This is a genomic window from Olleya sp. NP1-10, assembly GCF_055804415.1.
The window spans coordinates 3,194,187-3,212,880 of record NZ_CM147840.1; the positions used below are offsets into that span (position 1 = coordinate 3,194,187).

Sequence of the window (18,694 nt, forward strand, 5' to 3'; positions counted from 1 at the left end):
GTAGTGCTTTATCTGATCAATTAAAATTTGGTGACAATATATGGTTAAATGCTAAATTAGAAGGATGTAACGGTGTGTATCTTCAAGTAGAAATATTTCACCTAGAAAAAGGAGACGACTATCCTTTACCAAAAAAATACTCAACACAATGTATCAATGGACAGGTTAATTTGCAAATAAGAGACACCTATAACTGGAAAAAATATCATGGATGGCTTGAAGATAGTACTGAAGAGTATTATGCAAAAATAAAATTAAAAGGATCAGACACCTATATTGGAAATAAAACAAAAGATTTAGTTTTTAAGTTTCAAACTTCTAGTAAAACCGTAAAACTAGCTGAAACTGCTCGTCCTCTAAAATTAGGACAAAACCAAATAAACATAGAGCGTTATGAAACTTGTCGTTTTAAAAAAATGAGCTTTGTTGACGATAGCAAATCTATAGTTCTTTTTGACGAAAAAAAATTAGGTGTTGCTGGTGAATCTCCAATGAAAAAATTTGCAGTTTCTAGGACCATTAATTTTGACCTAGATCAAGATTACATAAGACAAGATGCAACTCTAGTACTTAACCAGCTTGCTAAATTCTTAAAAAACAATCCATTTATACCTGTTGAAATTGGAGCGCATTGTGATATTAGAAAAGATCATAAGTATAATGATGACCTATCCATTAGAAGAGCAAGGTCATCACGAGATTATTTGATTAAAAATGGTGTTGGAGCAGATCGTATAACTGCCATAGGTTATGGAAAAAGGCAATTACTACTTACAAAAGAAAAGAATAACGGAAAAGAATTAACAGAAAGCCAACATGAAAAAAACCGAAGAGTTACTATAAGTTTTAAAATATCTGGTGGAGATAGTCAAGCTATTACTTATGAAACTTTTGCTCCTGATTATACAGCAAAAAAAGCAAAAAAATATGTCACTTTAAAAATTGACGGGCTAGAAAGTACTGATCATTGCTTTAAAAGAGGTACAAATCTTGAACACACCAACGAGGTAAGTATTTTTAACCACAACGAAAAGACAGTTAAAAAACCTGGTACTAGTGATATCGTAAAAAGGTTATATAGTCCAACTTCTCAAATCAGTATTGCTCCTTTAGATTTTATATGGCCACACAGTGTTGCTCCTAATATTTATAAGTACCATATACACACGTGCAGATACTATTTTTATAAAGACAGAGAAACAATATATGTTAAAGTATTTCCAGATATTAAATGGAGTTTTGATTTTTTATTAGACTTAAATAATAAAGCTGGCGTTAAATGGGCTAATTTATCAGCCAAAAAGCATAAAGAAATGCAAAGTGAAGCTGGTAAAATTGGGGCAGAAAAAAGATGGAAACAAACTGATGTAAAATTACAAGTAGCTGTTAAAGCCTATTGGAATAAAATTAATAAAGACAATTACGAGGACAACTTTAAAATAGAAAAAGAGTTTGAGGGCAAAATAAAACAACTTTATAGTATTTTTTCTAAACTAAAAGAAGCTTCTAAATACATTACGGGTCAAACTAAAGGTAAAATTGTTAAAAGTCGTATAGGACGAGATATGCCTTTTTCAGTTGTAATGGATGGACCTAGCTTATATTTAGGAGCAGAATGGCAATGCGCTAGAGGAATAACAGACGATAAACCAGCTCCAAATCTTGGTACAAAAATAGTACTAAAAGTTGTTGCAGCTCCACTTATAAAACTGGCAATTGTAATAGATTTACTAGATATTATTGTTCAAGGAACTCTTGCTGCCACAACTGGTGGCGCAGGAAACCTGGCAGCAAAAGGTTTATTAAAAGAAGTGAAAGAATGGCTTTCCGATGAAAAGAATCCAGTAAACATAGACATGTATATGGATTTAGAAGTGTTTGGAGAGATTAGTGCTAACACATCGTTAACACATCACACAGCTGCACCTAATAAAGCAAGCCTAGCTATAGATACTAAAGTAGGTATTGTACTTACTGCTGGCTTAACTGTTAAAGCAAAGTTGGTAGTAATAATAGCTGAGTTTTACGCAAATGGAAGCATTAAAGTAAAAGGAGAAGGATCAATTACTTTTGGCCATAAATTAAACTATGTTGGTAAATCTCATGGAGGATCTCTAAATTACGAGCCTAAAATGCAGTTTGACGGGATTCAAGTTGAAGCCATTATTAAAGCCGAAGTCGGTATGAAAATTAGAACATCATGGTTTAGTTTTAATAAAGATAAAAAATTAGCAGATATAGAATATAAAGAACGATTGGTTGACCCTTTTGATATTCTTGAGGAAATAGCAGGAGGAAAAGTATCATTACCATTAATTTCATCATAATTAAAATAAACATAATATAAAATGAAAAATAAAATAATATTATTTAGTAAAATTCTAGTATTAATGATGCTAACAAGTTGTAACTCTCAAAACGAAGACTCTATTGATTTAAGTAAAGAGATACTAGGTAAACACATTGATTCTATAGTAAGCCCAAATATTGAAATAAATAAAAATATTTTGATTGGTGACTATGGTTTAGATAATAGTAGCCTTAAAACGGCATCAAAAGAAATATTGAGCTTTAATGGTCTTAGTCTATATGGCTATTTTGATGAAGATTCAAATTTTCGAAAAAATTATGTTGAATTTGCTTTTGCTAAAAAAGACAGTATTATTACTATGTATGAAATAAAAACCTATCAAACAGAAAAAAGCAACCAACTAATTAAAGCTTTAGATGATTTTTTAGGTAAGCCCAATTTTACTAGTTATCAGAAAGTAACAGATCGTAAAGAAGGAAATTATGACGGAAAACTATGGGAAGATAAAATTAATAATCGTAGCTTTTTGTTACATATTTCTATGCAAAAACATGGTAAAGAATGTTGGCTATATGTTGTAGACAATAATACCCCCTATTTTTATGAAAGAGCAATAGGATTACCGTCGTTTTCTAAATGGAGATTATACCTTAAATTTAAAGAATTTAATGATAAACCTGAAAACTTTACTTACCAGGATTATATAAAAGATCAAACAGATAAAGGTGACGAATATATTAGCATTTTAACAGAATAATTATTAAACAAAAGTATAAATCAATATGGTCAAAGAACCTTATTACATGTTAGATTTTAAGGCAGGAACTTGCCTGTTTGAAATTAGAGTAAATGACAACATAATAATGACAATGGATATTAAAGGAGGCGTATCTACTCGTATTCCTATAAATACAGGTATATCTAAAACAGGACCGTTTGAAGTTACTATAAAGTTGTTGCCAAATACCGGCACATTTAGTTTAGATGAAGGGTGTTATTTTAATTATTCCGTTGTTTTGGTCGATGTTTATAATGGGTTTAAAGATATAGAAACTTTAGGGAGTTTTAAATCCAAGCGTTTAGAAAAAGATGAACAAAAGCTACTTATTACAAGTACCAAATTATATAACGCTATTGTTCCGTATCAAATGAAAACCTTATGGGAAAACGGAAAAAACATTGATAAAGTCAAGGACGCAGAAGAACACCTTCGAAATGCTTATAAACGTATTATTAATATAATACAAAGTAAAAAATATAATCTTTATAAAGATCTTATTTCTGCAAGAGAATATAACATGAAAGTATGTATGTATCTGTCTGAAAAAGAATCTGAAGCTCGTTTTGAGGGGTTAAAAAAAGACTTTGAAAATGGTTTTAATGTTGTCCAGTTCCCTGAAAACACGGTAATGATAACATCTGCTTATGGTAAAAAAGTTTCATTAAAACGATTAAATGGAAATCCGGCTCTAAGTTTTGGAAATATAAAAGAAGAAGAACAAATTATGCTAGACATAGAGTTTTATTGGTCTAAAGAGACTAAGCAGTTTGAAATAATATAGAAAAGCTATATATCACTCACTAATAAAACGTGTAAGACACACAAATAGTATCAAACAAAAACTATCTAAATATTTAGATAGTTTTTCTGTTTTTAGTAAAAAATCAGAAGTTAAAAACATAAAATATATCAAACTTAAAAACTAAATTTTGTATAAATACTAGTATTAAAGTAAAAGGAGAAGGATCAATTACTTTTGGCCATAAATTAAACTATGTTGGTAAATCTCATGGGGGATCTCTAAATTACGAGCCTAAAATGCTGTTTGACGGGATTCAAGTTGAAGCCATTATTAAAGCCGAAGTCGGTATAAAAATTAGAACGTCATGGTTTAGCTTTAATAAAGATAAAAAATTAGCAGATATAGAATATAAAGAACGATTGGTTGACCCTTTTGATATTCTTGAGGAAATAGCAGGAGGAAAAGTATCATTACCATTAATTTCATCATAATTAAAATAAACATAATATAAAATGAAAAATAAAATAATATTATTTAGTAAAATTCTAGTATTAATGATGCTAACAAGTTGTAACTCTCAAAACGAAGACTCTATTGATTTAAGTAAAGACATACTAGGTAAACATATTGACTCTATAGTAAGCCCAAATATTAAAATAAATAGGAATAGTATGAATCATTATGGTTTAGATAATGGTAGTCTTAAAACAACATCAAAAGAACTAATGAATTTTAATGGTGTTAACCTGTATGTTTTTTTTAATGAAGAGGATAATTATCTGAAAAATTCAGTAAAATTTGGTTTTGCTAAAAAAAACAGTATTATTGCTATGTATGAATTATTCACTTATCAAACAGAAAAAAGCAACCAACTAATTAAAGCTTTAGATGATTTTTTAGGTAAGCCTAATTTTACTAGTTACCAGAAAGTAGAAGATCGAAAAGAAGGTAATTACGACGGAAAATTATGGGAAGATAAAATTAATAATCGCAGCTTTTTGTTACATATTTCTATGCAAGAACATGGTAAAGAATGTTGGCTATATGTTGTAGACAATAATAACCCCTATTTTTATGAAAGAGCAATAGGATTACCGTCGTTTTCTAAATGGAGATTATACCTTAAATTTAAAGAATTTAATGACAAACCTGAAAACTTTACTTACCAGGATTATATAAAGGATCAAACAGAAAAAGGTGATGAATATATTAGCATTTTAACAGAATAATTATTAAACAAAAACATAAATCAATATGGTCAAAGAACCTTATTACATGTTAGATTTTAAGGCAGGAACTTGCCTGGGCAAATTTGGATAAATGACACATGGGCTCATTGCGTACCGAAAGAAAAGGAATATCCAATAAATACAACCATATACCATTACATGTTAAGGTTGAGTTTTCCTAAGAAAAAAATGTTAAATATGTGTTTTCTAAAATCATCAATAAATACAATATACAAAATGAAGGAGGTAAAAAATAAAACTTACAGACGTTAAAGATCAAATCTATGCATATGTAAAAAGAGAAAAAGAGACCATAGTATTTAACACGCCTGAAGATAAACAAATGCTTAAGGATAAAAAAAATGAAGACTTTCACTTCTCTCACATTATAATGATAAAGTTTTAGGAGTAGTACTCCAAATTGTAGGCAGTACTTCTTATTTAAATGGATTAAAAAACCATTCATCGCGTGATTATGGTTCTTTACATGACTCACATTTACATTGTGGAGGTGCTCCAAAAAATGGAATTGTTAATTTTAAACCTAACTATAAGTAAATGAAAGTAGCTATATTTTTTACAATAATATTATTTCTTTCTTGTAATAAAAAAAGTACATTACATAAAAAGGAAACTCAGGTAAATCTACCTACGTCAATATCAATAAATAGAGAAGGATTTAAAAGTATAAAACAAGATGATTCTATTACCCAGTTACCAATAGGAAGTAAATTTCTTGTATTTAATTTCCCAAAAGGAGGTACAAGTAATAACAATAAGCATTATAATTCCTTATTAAATTCAATTTACGTCACTTATGATAGCATAAGCAACTTAAAAACTTCAACCTGTTATAAGTCAGAGAGAGGAATATTACATGAATATTTTGAATCTGCTGAGTTAGTTGATGACTCGAATACTAAGTATTTTGAACTTTTAACTAAACTACCTAAAATTCATGATTTTGAGATTTCTATAGAAAAGGTTACAAAAAAATGTCATAGAGAAAATAATTTGGATGTTCAATATTGTTTAGCTTTAAGTAAAAACAAAAAGCTTATAAGACGATATAATATCGGATATATTGATTTTGGAGATTTAAGTTCTTCTTCAAAATATTGGTTCATAAGTAAAGACTACATTATACACACAAGAATATTCAGCGAAGTAGCTGAGGAAGACGAAGAACTTTCTAGTACTTTTATAGGTAGAATTAATAGTTTTATAATAACAAAATGTGGTCATTTAGTTTCTTATTACAATAAAGAGGGGCTTCATAAAACAGAAGAAGAAGAAGAAGAAGGCTTAGTCAAAAATCATTTAAAAGAGGGGTTTGGATCGAGAAAAAACAAAATAGTTATGTAGATCAAGAAACGTATGTTAAAGCAGAATATAAAAATGGTCTACCTATTGGCAAATGGCATTATTATAAATTAGATATTGTTGAGGATGTTAACGAAGAAGGATATATTATTAAAACTTATAAACAAAAGACAGATATACTAATAATGACCGAAGAGTATTCTATCGATGGAAATCTAATAAAAAGAGAGAGATTTGAAGAAAATTAATTACTCTTTAAAAAGTTTAATAATTCTATTAGTTATTTTATGCTTTGGCTGCAAAAAAGTCAAGATTAATAAAGTTTCAAATAATTCAGCTCTAAAAACAGAAGACACCTTAAAAAATAAAAAGTTTCATTAGATGCCACACCAATCTGGAAAGAACTAAAATTAGACTTTAATTATATTTTAAGGGTTTCTAAAATCAATGGTCCTACCCTGGTATTACTAGTGATAATTATGATAAGTCTTCTAAAAATGAATTTAGTGAATACCTTGAAGAAATTGGAAAATCATGACTATACTTTTCACGAAAAGAACGCTGCTACTTTTAGCTATCCAAGAAATCCAGGAATGAGATTACATGCAGCAAGAGACTTATATACAGATGTAAATGAACCTATTTATGCCATAGATGATGGAATAATGAGAACTTATAGTAAATTCCATAATCCAGAAAAAGTAACCAACTATAGATTAGTTACTTATACGAAAAAGGAAGCACAAATAAACTCCTTATCAAAATGCCTGATAGTTTAAATAAAAAAATAGTAACAAAATCGATAATCTATAGTTTTACCAAAACTGCAAGAAGATATTGTGGTCCTGAACACTTAGCTGCTCTTATTGGAGCACTAACAGACAATGGTTTTACAATTAAATCTGGTGGTGCTTGTGAAGAAGATGTAACATCTTACCCAAGTGTTAGCCATATTAATGGCAGAGTGTCAACACAAGTTATCTTAGCAGTAATACACTTGAGCAAAATTTTATTAACGCAATGCATAAATTTGGTTTTGGGTCGCAATTAAGAGGAAGCGATAAAAAGGTGTTTACAAATACATCTAATGAAGGTAAACTTCATAATAACCATTTGCATTCAGGAGATTTAACACCAAATTATAAATAATACTATTATGAAAAACACTAAAGTTATAATTGGCTCTTTTTTTCTCCTGTTTCTGTTATTAGGATGCAAAGATGTAAAAGAGGAAACATTAGTAACATCTAAAAACACTAAACAACAAGAGAGGTTAGATAGTCTTTCTAAGAGCAGTATCTTAGGTCAAGATTCATTAACAAGTAAATTACCCATTGGTAGTCCTTTGTTATTAAAAAATAAATTAGAGTACAAAATTGAAGAACAAAAAAAATTAGAAAATTTATTTCATTATTATGGTACTATAAATGGCATCCCAAGTCCAAACTTTAAACCAATAAAAATAGATAAGTACACTGCGCTATACAAACCAACAAAAGCAGACACTATTAATGTAAAAGATAAATTTGCATTACAATCAAAAACAGGTTACTCTAATTTTAATTTAGTTAAAATTTTACCATCTATAAATTCAAATCAATTATTAATTTATGAAGGAAAATCAAATATTCATGATTACGATGGCAATACTATATACACTAATAGAAAAGACCTTGTGATAGTTGATTCTAAAAATAAAATAATAGATGAAATGAACATTTACTATGATTATTCAGATGGAATAAACGCAAGAACAAAACTATTTTTCATTGATGAGAATTATAAATTATCTATTCGTTATTATTATGAGAATGAAGAAGGTGTTACTAAATTCACTCCTATTAAAAATTATAGTATAAACACAAATGGTAAAATAACTAGTAATTAATGAGTTAATGAAAAGGTTATTTATTGCTTTATTTATTCTTAGAATAAGTTTTTTTCTTGTAAAAAGAATCAAACTTCAACAAATAATAAAAAAGTTCTAAAAACTAGTTTTATTAATTAACCACACTGTAAACACAAATACTTTTTTAGATAGTATTAATAAAGAGCAATTACCAATAGAGTTATTTCAAATAATAGATAAAAAAATTAATCCCAAGACATTAAATCTTGGGATTTTTTATTGATTTGAGTATTATTAAATGTTTTTAAAACTTGAACATAACTCCAAATTTAGCTGTTTGAAAAAAGTTATTAAACACATTAATATCAGCATTTAACTTACTTACATCACGTGCATCTTGACGTAAACTTCCGTCTTCTAATAACTGTTCATCGTAACTTAAATTTTGGTAGTTAGCTATATCTGATATAACAAATGAGATAGCAAAATTATCTTTAATAAAATAATTCAAACCTAAATTCAATCCAGCCTGAAAACCTGTTGCATTATCTGTAATTTCATTTTGAACGTCTTCTATAGTTAAATAGTCTCCACCTAATTCTCCATATACCTTAAATCGTGTTCCTAATTCTAGAAAATAATACCTCATAAATATTCCAGTAGAAATAGTTTCTGAAGTATCTTCTTGACTTTCGTTTTGCTGATCTTTTAAATATTGATAAGATAAATCAATACCTAGTACAAAGTTATCTCCTACAAAGAGTCCTGCTTTAGGATTAATAGTATAAGATGTTGTATTAAATGCATCTTTGTCGTTATCTTCAGTACTATATCCTAACATACCTTCTATCAACACATCACCTTTTAAAATATAAAACTCTCTTGGTTCGTCGTTTTGTTGGGCATAAGTACTAAAAGTTACTATAAATATTAATAATATTGATAATTTGATTTTCATTAGATTATAATTAAATTTTACTTTCTTTTATTTCAAATAAAAAAACCGAAGAATAACTTCGGATTTTTTTATTTAATATTTTATTATTTATTGTTGTTCATACTCTGCATCCCAAGCATTTCCATCATCTCCTTTTTGTCCATCCATCTTAATCATAAAGTTTTTGGCTGGAAAATATGGTTTCATATGGACATCTAAATAGATACGATCTTTCTGGTTATGATCTTGTTCAAAACGTTTAATAGAAAAATCTTCAATTAATTTGTCTGGTCCTGTTATATTATCTAAAAACTTAACAATCTGTCCCATTAATTCTTTTCTGGTCTTAGCATTAAAGTTTTCAAATGCACGTCTGTTTAAAAAGTCCATTAATACTTTAGTTACGTAATCAAATACACGTACTACAGAGTAAGTTTGTAAACCTAAATTATCTCCATTAAACAATGTTTTTGCCGAAAATGCCATGACTTTACCGTACTCGTTAACCATTGGTACTAAACCTAGTTTTTCAAGTTGAGCTATTTCACTTTTCTTTAAATCAAAACGTACACCATCAATTTCATTAATACCTCCAAACTTTTTACCTGCAGTTACTTGAGACATTAATGTATTATAAATTTTTCCTGCTAATGCTCCTGCTGGTGGTACAAATAAGTCATCCTCTTCTCCTACTTCATCATGTTTACCACGACCTACTAGCCAGTTACAAGACATAATTACATTTGATCTATAATTATCTCCTCCTGTTAAATTTGCTGATTCAAACATTTCCATAACATCATCTGGCTCGTCTAAATGAGCAAAATCTGTTACTAACATTACTTTATTGTCATAAGCAATTTTAGCCCATTTTTCAACAACCTTATTAGACCCTAAATAACCTGGAATTACAAGTAAGCCATAATTATCTCTTAAATCTAAACGGTCAAAAGACGAGTTTAATTCTTCTGAAATAGCATCAATAAATCTTGTATTATCTAAATCTTTAACTTGATCTAATTCTGCATTAACAATAGATAAATTCTTAAGCTTATCTGCTTCTGTATTTTTATAAAAAAGCGCCATAGACCTGTAAGATCTTTCAAGGTCTCTAGTAGCTTCGATAGCTGTACCTAAGTTCTTTTTTAAAGACACATCTGCAACTTGTGATAATTTTTGTGACTCTTCTACCATTTCAGTAATATCATCAGATCCAGATAATACTGAAGACCACATTTCTAGCACCTTTTTTAAGGTATCACGCTCGTCTTTTTTAGAATTTTCTGTTAAAAATATTTTTTTCTTGCTTTACGTTCAGGATTCATGTTTTGAACACCTTCTACACAAGCTTCCATTAAGTCAAAACCACCATATTTTGCTAGTTTCTCGCTATTAGTTTTTAAATACTCTGAAGGATTTTCAACTGGCTGAAATCCTTGTGCTTTATCTTGAGAGGCTGCCATAATCTATTTATTTTCTTCTATTTCTGTTAATAATGCTCTAATAGATTCTAGTAAAGCTTCCTTTGCTTCTGGATTTTCAAGAGCTGTTTTTAGTATTTTATTGGTTTTTAATTGCTTTGCAATTTTAATGTACTGATCTTTTTCTGTACTTAGGTCTTTTAAAAACTTACTTTGCCTTGTAATTCCCTGAGCACCATAGTCTCCAAGGTTTTTAAATTTCAAGGTTTCTTTTTTCCAACACCATCAGAGTCTTCAAAATCTACTTCAACATTTGGTTGATAATGCTCAAAAACATCGTCTATAGTTTTTAACCCTTTAACAACTTCTGGTTTTATTGGTTGATCTTGAGTTAATTTTTCTACAAGTAGTGTTCTGTTTTGAGGAATTTCCTGAAGAGCTTCGGCTGAATCAGATTTTACTTCATTACCTCCTATTCCGTAAGTATTACTCATTTTTTTGGTTTCAAATTAGATTAATAATTATGTTAAATATAAAACTATTTTTTTATTCGGTATCTATTTATTAGATATATCCCATGTTAATGCACCCTTTTTGTCAATATCTAATTTAATAGTAGCACCTTTTGTTAATTCGCCTGAAATTATTTTTTTGACAATGGAGATCTAAGGTCTTTTCTAATAACACCTCTTAATGGTCTTGCACCATATTTTGGTGTAAATCCTTTTTTGGCTAGATGTGTTGTTGCTTTATCACTTAAATGCAAGGACATTTCTTGCTTATCAAGTGCTTTGTGTAAATCTTTTAATTGAATTTTAAAAATCTTAGTTATAAAGTCTTCCATTATTGGTGAAAACGGAATAATCTCGGTCAATCGTCCTAAAAATTCTGGTCTAAAATGTTTACCCATCATTTCTAATAAATCATTAGATTTAGGGATTTGTCCAGCATTAAAAGTATCTACAATATGATCGCTTCCAATATTAGATGTAAACAATATTACTGCATTAGAAAAATCACCTTCCTTACCTAATCGATCATGTAATTTACCTTCATCTAAAATTTGTAAAAAGATATCAAAAACAGATGGATGCGCTTTTTCTATTTCGTCAAACAAAACTATTGAATACGGTTTTTGTCTAATTTTATTAACTAGTAAACCACCTTCTTCATAACCAACATATCCTGGAGGCGCTCCATATAATAAGGCTGCAGAATGTTCTTCTTTAAACTCTGACATATCAAACCTAATGATTGATGTTTCGGTTTGAAATAAAAACTCGGCTAACGCTTTTGCTAATTCGGTTTTACCTGTTCCTGTTGGTCCAGAAAAGAAAAAGGATCCTATTGGCAAACCTGGCTTACTCAATCCTGACCTAGACTCTAAGACAGCTTCTGTAATAACTTTTACAGCATGATCTTGACCAATTACTCGTTTTTTTAACTGGTCTTCCATATTAAGCAATCTGTCTTTTTCGTCTGCTTGAAGTTTTCCTGTTGGAATCCCTGTTTTATTAGCTATAGTTAAGGCAATATCATTTTTTGTGATATGAGTTTTGTCTTTAGAAGCAACTTTTGATAGATTTTTTAAAATTGAATTAAGCTCTTTAAATCCTTTTGCAGCTGTTGTGATGTGTTCTAGTTTATTTTCTTCTTCCAACTCGGTAAATAAAAGATAACTTAGTTTATCTTTCATTTGAGTATACATCCATTTTATCTCACTAATAGCCTGATCTGTTGGTCGTTTTTCTGCTTTAAGTGCTTCAACACGTTCTTTTAAAGTTTCGATTTCAGGTACAGAGGTTTGAATCATAAATTTAGCAGCAGACATGGTACGATCTATTAAGTCTATTGCCGAATCTGGTAAACTTCTTTCTTTATTATAACGTTTGGCCAATCGTATGGCTTCTGTTATAGTTTCACTATCAATATCTAAATTATGGTGTTCTGTATAATAAGATACTGTGTTTTCAATCATTCTTAAAGCTTCAATTGCAGAAGGCTCCTCTAATGTAACAGTTTCAAATTGTCTTGATAAACCTTCGTCTACTTCAATATGTTTTCTAAAAGCATCATTTGTAGCTGTAGCTATAATTGTAAGTTCGCCTTTAACTAATTCTGATTTTAAAATATTTACTAAACCTTGATTATTATTAGTTTTATCAGTAATTACATTAAGCTGATCAATTAACAATATAGCTTTATCTTTCGCTTTAACTTGATCTATAACCTTTTTTAATCGGTCTTCTATTTCTCCTTTATAACCAGCTCCAGACACTAGACTTATAAAGTCTAATTCATAAACCTCTGCGTCTTTTAATTGCTCAGGTATGTTGTTGTTTAAAGTCGTGTAAGTTAATCCGTTTAATAATACGGTTTTACCGACTCCTGGTTCTCCTAAAATAATAACATTAGGTTTAGAGCGTCTACCTAAAATCTCTGTGATCATTTTAAGTTCGGCATCTCTTCCTGAGATTATTTCTAATTGATTAGCTTCAGCTAAATCTGTTTTGTTGATCGTGTAATCAATTGCTTTATTAGACGTATTTTGAGTTGTTTTTGCCTGTGTACCTGATTCTGTAGTTTGGTTTGATGATGACGCTACGCTTGAGTGTTTTATAACATCCTCAGCCTGTAACGGAAACGTCTTTAATTGTTCAAAAGAAAATCCCACACCAGGAATTGCTAATGCAGCCAAAACACAATGTGCATTGACTTTATCTACACCTAATTTTAGTTTTATTGTTTCTGCTTCATTAAAAATAGCTTCTACAAAAGCATCATGACCAGGTTGTTCTGGTATTTTGTTGGTTTTTGGGTAAGATTCTAACCTTACTTCTGCCCATTCTTCTATATAATAGCCATCTACGTCAATGCTGTTTAGGTACTTAAGCATACCTATGTCTTTATGTAAAAGTGCTTTTAATAAATGTGCTGACGAATATTCTTTATGAGAATACTCTTTTGCTATGGATTGTGCAATGTGAATTGCTTGGTTTAATGATTGATCTAGGGAGTACTCCATTTAAAGTCTTAATGGTTTTTGGTTGGACTTAGATTTAAAAATATATAAATAATATGGATTGGTAATATAAAAAACGAATAAATGTACGGTTTTGTCTATGAATAGCATTTTAATACAACCAATAGCATGGTAATATTATCTTTTTAATCCTGCTAAAAATAAATAAAAAATGAAACAAAATAATTTATTATTATAAAATTAAAATAATCTATTTAATTTAGTCTTTGCAAATTAAGCGTTTTCAAACATTTAAACTAAACAAAATGATTTTAAGAGTATCTACAATAATTTTAGCTTTATGCTTTATGTCTTGTAATGAAAATCCCTCAAAATTTGATGGCGAATGGCAGTGCAATGATGGATCTGCCACGATTTACACCTTTAAAAAAGTAAATAATAACAGCTATATTATGCAATGGGATAACGATAAATACATTACTGGTTTAGTTACTAAAGACGATGTTTTTGAAACTGCAAACGAAATAATTGCTATTGACAGCAAAACAAACGAATTAATATTACCTAAAGAATGGAATTGTCAAAAGGCTGTTAAATTATTTTTACCTGAGAATAATAATCCCTTAAAAGAAGCTATAGCAGATACTGATTACACAATAACAAACACTAAACTTGCAAACAACGATACAGGAATAACAACTAATCAAAAGAAAAGACCTGATGATAAAAAAAATATTTATCATTGGATTGATAACGAAACTGTAGTTTATGATTGTTTAATTAAAAGTCAAGCTATTAAAGAAGAATTTAAGCTTATAACAGTGGATTTTATACAGTTAAAAAAAGCGACTACTGAAAGCCAAAGTTTTTTTGAAATAGTAAATAATAATCCCAAATTAAGAACATTTGCTATTACAAACAAGACAACTTTTTTACCTAGTGATATGAAGTTTGAAGATTTAAAATCTTTTGAAACAAAAAATGATGAAGGACAAATTTTTAAAATCTCCGTTGTAAATGGTAAAATACAATCTTTGACTAAAACTTTATAAATTAAAAAACCCAATCATTAACTAACAAAGATTGGGTTTTACCTTAAAAAATAAAAAACTACTACACTATTATTTTATATATTGTTTTAATATACTTTTAAGCTCAAGTATATCTTGTTTTTGATTTCTCACTAAATTATTATTTAAATCTGTATTAAACTGATAATAATTAATTGTTACCAGGTTAATACCTTTTTTTCTAACATTTGTTTACGTCTATTATTATAATCTTGGATGTTGTCCTTGTTTTTAAAATCATTAGATAATAAAGACTCCAAACTATCGCTATCAGTATTACTATGCTTTCCTTTAAACTCGATTACTAAATCTATATTTTCATAAAATACGGCTACTGGCAAATTATTATTAACCTTACCATTATTGCTTAAATCACCCAAAACCCATCCAAAAGAACTACAATCGGACTTATTATTTTTAAGTAATTTATCGCATAAATTAATTATATAAAATTCATCTGAAACTTTTGTTTTAGCTCCTTGATCAAAAGGTGTAATTGTATCTAAATTAGTTTTCATTTTTTTGGTTTGTTTTGTTTAATGATATTGATTAAAATTATTTAATAGCTTTTATTTTAATGATAAGTTAAGCGAGAATACAGATATTGAAGTACTTAAAATTGTATTTACTAGACGGTGTCCCCAAATCTCAATGTAATCTCCTGGCTCTAACTCTACCGTTCCTGATATTGAATTACTTGTAATATCCGTCAATAAATTAACTCTCATTAAAGTATTAGTTTCTGTTAAAGTTGTCACCCCATTTTTTTTGATAAAAAAGGCATAAAAATCTCCTACTTGTATATTACCTCTTACAGACAACGTACCTGTAATTTGAAAAGTTCTAGTTTTTTTACCTTGATAAGTCAATCTATTATTTTGAGGAGATGTCATCCTTAGCATATTAACTGCTGTTGTAGTATTAGAACCACTATTACCTGTTAGGTTAAACTCACTATTACTAAGTACATTTTGAACAAAACCAGTAGTAATTGCCCCATCATAATAAATGTTACCTGCAGCAACCTCATCTGATTCTACAGGAATACCAGGACAATCAACAGTCCAAGTGTTACTAAAATTAAATCCTGGGTATGAACCAGTAGTATATCGTTTTATATATTCTGTACTAGTACCGCTAAAACTTGCTCCTGATAAAACACCATTATTAACCACAGGATTTAAACTAACATCTATACCTATTGCAGATCCATCTATATCAGAAAACCCTCCTTGTTTTTCAAGAATTCCAAAAGTACCTGTAAATTTCTCGTAAGTACCTGAGTTGGTATTTAACCATCCCATATTACTAAGCAATAATTCATCTATATTACTATAGGTAATTCCATCTGTATTATCTGAAAATTGCACAATACTTAAAAAAGTCAATCCATAACCACTTATAGATCCCACAGAAGCAGCTCCTGCAACAACTGAATCTCTAAAAACAAAATTATCAACACTAGTTCCTGTCATATTAAATACAGTAGCTCCAGGAGCTAATAAAGTCACACCCCTTATACTTCCTCCAGCATTACCAACAAACATAGTCCCTCCTGTTTTAAGTAGTATGTCTTCATTAGTATCTAAACCAATAATATATGCATTATTTAGATCTATTGAATGATCTAAATTAATTGTTCCGTTAATTTCATACAATACATCGTCAGTTAATAAATATTTAGACCCACCTCCTGCTGCTAGTTCATCTGCTAAATCGGCTTCGGATTTTATAATTTTATGATTATCTCTTTTTTCTGAACCTAATTTAGACCATGTATCAAATTGATAGAAATAAAAAGAAGATTCCGTTATATCATACACCAGCAATCCATCTGCGGGACTAGCTATAGCTAAACGTTGCACAGACGTCATTCTAGGTGCAAGTAATCCTTTGCTTACAGATGCTACATCAATCATAGACGATGGATCTGGAGTTAAAGTACCAATACCAACCTGTGCTTGTAAGTTGACATTAATACAAATAAAAGCTAACAATGTAAATGTCTTTATTTTTAAGTTAAAATGTTTCATAATTAATGAGTTAAGATTTTTTGTGAAATTTCTCCTGTTGCAGTTTCTACTTTTACAAAGTATACTCCATCTGTTTGGTTAAAAGGAATTTCTATTTTAGTAGAATGATTAATATTTGAATTTAATTGAAGTATTTTTTGACCTAAAACATTAAATACTTGTATGTTTTTTAGATGAATATTATCCCAGTTATTTAATACTATAGTTTTATTAGGGTTATAGTAAATTTTAACGTTTTTGATCTCATCTTCGTTTAGGGACAAAGTTTCAGAAGGAGTAAACACAACTGAATATCTGTCATAATATTCGCCAATAGGCAAATTGATTAAAAAATCAGAGTCTGTAAGGTTATGAGTCGTATTTAATATGTTGTCTTTAATATAAATTGTATTCTGAAAATTTTCTACCTCATCAATCATAATTTGATGCGTACCACTTTCTGAGATTAACAATCCTAATGGAAACTCAAAACTGTCATTAAAAGCATCCACACCTTGAATAGCATATTTATTATCCGTTTGACCATCAATTATAAAATACAGTTCATCATCTCTATTTACTTTCATTAAAGCATCATAACCTGGATTATAAGTAATATCTGCTAATTGATTAGGTAAAAAACCTAAAAGCAATTGTCGATGAAAACCTTCAGGATCTTCATAACCCAATCTTATATATTGATTACCTGAAGCATTTTCCGCAGCAGCTTGATCTGTTCTGTAGTGCACAGCGTCTCCTGAAGATTCTGTTCTAAAAATTCGCTGACCATTATTAAACTGAATATTTCCTGTTCCTGTGGCTCTTATAAAAAATCCTTGACCAATAGGTACATAAGGTGGCGGAATAGATATACTTCCTGCTGTACCAACACCAGATACTAATGGAGACGCTACAGATGGAGGTGTTCCTCCTGTTATATTTCTAATAGCATAGCCACCTAAATAATCAGATAAATAATGTGAGGTTGATCCTCCATCAACCCAAAAATATAGCGCATCAAAAACGGTTACATTATCACTAATAAACTGTACAACATCTAATGCTGAAGGATAAGGATTACCCACTAAAGACTCTTCACCTGCATTAATAGGTGTAGAATACTCTCCATTATTTGGAGCACCATAATACACATAATTTTGAGTACCATCAGTTGTATTTGTACCTTTCATGGTATATCCAATACCTGGATCTAAAGATGTGTTTTGGTTTATAGCTGCCCAATCTGCATATCCTGACGCACCTTGAGCATATTGATACAACCATCTTGTATTTATTGTTAAAGGGGTTGTGACATTATCACTTCCGTCTACAACTGATGGTAATCCGTTATATGGAGCTCCTGAATTAAAGAGTACAGGTTGCGGAGTAAATGAATTGATAGCAGAGTCTGTACCATCAAATTTATTACCAGCTATTGTAAATGCGCCAGAACTATTAACAGGAGAAGACCAGAAATTATATTTATAAGCTGAAGCTTGACCTTGCTGATCTACCATTATTTTTCCAGTCGAAATTGTGTTACCATCCAAGCCTGTGTGTGCTTGAATTAATTGAGACTCTCCAACCAACCTCACATCTCCACTAACCAAATTAACATTATTCTCTACATTTATTGCAAATCCATCTGTTACAGATACGCCTTTAGTGTTAGTTGCTGTAATATCTACTTGTAGATTATTAAAGTTTACAGTTTCTGTAGTTCCAGAAATACTTAGCAACGGGTTATCTACACTTTTAAAAAATGTTGTTCCGTCAGAAGCTTCTGTAGATCCATTATTAATAAAATTATTATTAAGGTATAGTTCTCCGTCACTAACATGCGTAGCGCTATTGTCGTTTGTGTACTCGTTCTCAAAATAAACATCAGTAGACGATTCAATTTTAAGAATACCTTTATTTATAATTTGTGCAGATGCACAAACCAAACTAAAGAGTATAAAACAAGTACTTATAAAATAGTTTTTTGTCATAAAAGTTGTTTTAGTGATTAAAAAAATCATAGTTGTTATTAGTAT

15 protein-coding genes and 2 pseudogenes are annotated in these 18,694 nt (G+C 29.5%); 10 read left to right on the top strand and 7 right to left on the bottom strand.

Annotation, left to right across the window (positions count from 1 at the left end; translation table 11 throughout):
* Positions 1–74 precede the first annotated feature (74 nt).
* From AC0L4B_RS15045 to AC0L4B_RS15085, 9 genes are all read left to right on the top strand, one after another.
* Positions 75–2,327 (top strand): OmpA family protein, encoded by a 2,253-nt coding sequence (locus tag AC0L4B_RS15045; protein WP_473437649.1) that lies wholly within the window; start codon positions 75–77, stop codon positions 2,325–2,327.
* A 21-nt stretch (positions 2,328–2,348) separates the two neighbouring features.
* Positions 2,349–3,068, top strand: a complete 720-nt coding sequence (locus tag AC0L4B_RS15050; protein WP_473437650.1) for a hypothetical protein — start codon at positions 2,349–2,351, stop codon at positions 3,066–3,068.
* A 46-nt stretch (positions 3,069–3,114) separates the two neighbouring features.
* Complete coding sequence (locus AC0L4B_RS15055) at positions 3,115–3,873, top strand: hypothetical protein (protein WP_473437651.1); 759 nt, start codon at positions 3,115–3,117, stop codon at positions 3,871–3,873.
* A 257-nt stretch (positions 3,874–4,130) separates the two neighbouring features.
* On the top strand, positions 4,131–4,325 hold the full coding sequence (locus AC0L4B_RS15060; RefSeq protein ID WP_473437652.1) for a hypothetical protein: 195 nt from the start codon (positions 4,131–4,133) through the stop codon (positions 4,323–4,325).
* 21 nt (positions 4,326–4,346) lie between these two features.
* Positions 4,347–5,063, top strand: coding sequence for a hypothetical protein (locus AC0L4B_RS15065; protein ID WP_473437653.1), 717 nt, complete (start codon positions 4,347–4,349; stop codon positions 5,061–5,063).
* Between the two features lie 558 nt (positions 5,064–5,621).
* On the top strand, positions 5,622–6,428 hold the full coding sequence (locus tag AC0L4B_RS15070; protein WP_473437654.1) for a hypothetical protein: 807 nt from the start codon (positions 5,622–5,624) through the stop codon (positions 6,426–6,428).
* Positions 6,429–6,910: 482 nt separating this feature from the next.
* Positions 6,911–7,165: a hypothetical protein gene (locus tag AC0L4B_RS15075; RefSeq protein WP_473437655.1), complete on the top strand. Its 255-nt coding sequence runs from the start codon at positions 6,911–6,913 to the stop codon at positions 7,163–7,165.
* The gene (locus AC0L4B_RS15080; RefSeq protein WP_473437656.1) at positions 7,150–7,437 is read left to right on the top strand and encodes a hypothetical protein; all 288 of its coding nucleotides are present in this window, start codon (positions 7,150–7,152) and stop codon (positions 7,435–7,437) included. The genes AC0L4B_RS15075 and AC0L4B_RS15080 overlap by 16 nt, the downstream gene beginning before the upstream one ends.
* Positions 7,438–7,542: 105 nt before the next feature.
* Positions 7,543–8,274 carry a hypothetical protein gene (locus tag AC0L4B_RS15085; RefSeq protein WP_473437657.1) on the top strand — a complete coding sequence of 244 codons (732 nt, stop codon included), beginning with the start codon at positions 7,543–7,545 and terminating at the stop codon, positions 8,272–8,274.
* 265 nt (positions 8,275–8,539) lie between these two features.
* On the opposite strand, the gene AC0L4B_RS15090 is transcribed toward AC0L4B_RS15085, so the two are convergent.
* From AC0L4B_RS15090 to AC0L4B_RS15105, 4 genes and pseudogenes are all read right to left on the bottom strand, one after another.
* Entirely contained in the window at positions 8,540–9,193 is a 654-nt protein-coding gene (locus tag AC0L4B_RS15090) for an outer membrane beta-barrel protein (RefSeq protein WP_473437658.1), read from the bottom strand.
* Between the two features lie 87 nt (positions 9,194–9,280).
* Positions 9,281–10,635, bottom strand: a pseudogene (locus AC0L4B_RS15095) (DUF5458 family protein).
* Between the two features lie 3 nt (positions 10,636–10,638).
* Positions 10,639–11,087: pseudogene (locus AC0L4B_RS15100) on the bottom strand (hypothetical protein).
* A 149-nt stretch (positions 11,088–11,236) separates the two neighbouring features.
* Positions 11,237–13,618 carry an ATP-dependent Clp protease ATP-binding subunit gene (locus AC0L4B_RS15105; protein ID WP_473437659.1) on the bottom strand — a complete coding sequence of 794 codons (2,382 nt, stop codon included), beginning with the start codon at positions 13,616–13,618 and terminating at the stop codon, positions 11,237–11,239.
* Positions 13,619–13,881: 263 nt separating this feature from the next.
* On the opposite strand from AC0L4B_RS15105, the gene AC0L4B_RS15110 reads away from it, so the two are divergent.
* Positions 13,882–14,628, top strand: a complete 747-nt coding sequence (locus AC0L4B_RS15110; protein WP_473437660.1) for a hypothetical protein — start codon at positions 13,882–13,884, stop codon at positions 14,626–14,628.
* Positions 14,629–14,804: 176 nt separating this feature from the next.
* On the opposite strand, the gene AC0L4B_RS15115 is transcribed toward AC0L4B_RS15110, so the two are convergent.
* Genes AC0L4B_RS15115 through AC0L4B_RS15125 form a run of 3 tightly spaced genes read right to left on the bottom strand, consistent with a single transcriptional unit; the run spans position 14,805 to position 18,679 of the window.
* A complete protein-coding gene (locus tag AC0L4B_RS15115) occupies positions 14,805–15,164 on the bottom strand; it encodes a hypothetical protein (protein WP_473437661.1) in 360 nt (119 codons plus the stop codon).
* A gap of 51 nt (positions 15,165–15,215) precedes the next feature.
* Entirely contained in the window at positions 15,216–16,679 is a 1,464-nt protein-coding gene (locus AC0L4B_RS15120; RefSeq protein ID WP_473437662.1) for an autotransporter outer membrane beta-barrel domain-containing protein, read from the bottom strand.
* Positions 16,680–16,681: 2 nt separating this feature from the next.
* Positions 16,682–18,679, bottom strand: coding sequence for a T9SS type A sorting domain-containing protein (locus AC0L4B_RS15125; RefSeq protein ID WP_473437663.1), 1,998 nt, complete (start codon positions 18,677–18,679; stop codon positions 16,682–16,684).
* Positions 18,680–18,694: the final 15 nt, after the last annotated feature.

Excerpts from the sequence above, each read along its gene's own strand:
- AC0L4B_RS15070 (WP_473437654.1), top strand. The coding sequence starts at position 5,622 with ATGAAAGTAGCTATATTTTTTACAATAATATTATTTCTTTCTTGTAAT.
- AC0L4B_RS15055 (WP_473437651.1), top strand. The coding sequence starts at position 3,115 with ATGTTAGATTTTAAGGCAGGAACTTGCCTGTTTGAAATTAGAGTAAAT.
- AC0L4B_RS15115 (WP_473437661.1), bottom strand. The coding sequence starts at position 15,164 with ATGAAAACTAATTTAGATACAATTACACCTTTTGATCAAGGAGCTAAA.
- AC0L4B_RS15110 (WP_473437660.1), top strand. The coding sequence starts at position 13,882 with ATGATTTTAAGAGTATCTACAATAATTTTAGCTTTATGCTTTATGTCT.
- AC0L4B_RS15125 (WP_473437663.1), bottom strand. The coding sequence starts at position 18,679 with ATGATTTTTTTAATCACTAAAACAACTTTTATGACAAAAAACTATTTT.
- AC0L4B_RS15065 (WP_473437653.1), top strand. The coding sequence starts at position 4,347 with ATGAAAAATAAAATAATATTATTTAGTAAAATTCTAGTATTAATGATG.
- AC0L4B_RS15050 (WP_473437650.1), top strand. The coding sequence starts at position 2,349 with ATGAAAAATAAAATAATATTATTTAGTAAAATTCTAGTATTAATGATG.
- AC0L4B_RS15120 (WP_473437662.1), bottom strand. The coding sequence starts at position 16,679 with ATGAAACATTTTAACTTAAAAATAAAGACATTTACATTGTTAGCTTTT.
- AC0L4B_RS15105 (WP_473437659.1), bottom strand. The coding sequence starts at position 13,618 with ATGGAGTACTCCCTAGATCAATCATTAAACCAAGCAATTCACATTGCA.
- AC0L4B_RS15085 (WP_473437657.1), top strand. The coding sequence starts at position 7,543 with ATGAAAAACACTAAAGTTATAATTGGCTCTTTTTTTCTCCTGTTTCTG.
- AC0L4B_RS15060 (WP_473437652.1), top strand. The coding sequence starts at position 4,131 with ATGCTGTTTGACGGGATTCAAGTTGAAGCCATTATTAAAGCCGAAGTC.
- AC0L4B_RS15080 (WP_473437656.1), top strand. The coding sequence starts at position 7,150 with ATGCCTGATAGTTTAAATAAAAAAATAGTAACAAAATCGATAATCTAT.
- AC0L4B_RS15090 (WP_473437658.1), bottom strand. The coding sequence starts at position 9,193 with ATGAAAATCAAATTATCAATATTATTAATATTTATAGTAACTTTTAGT.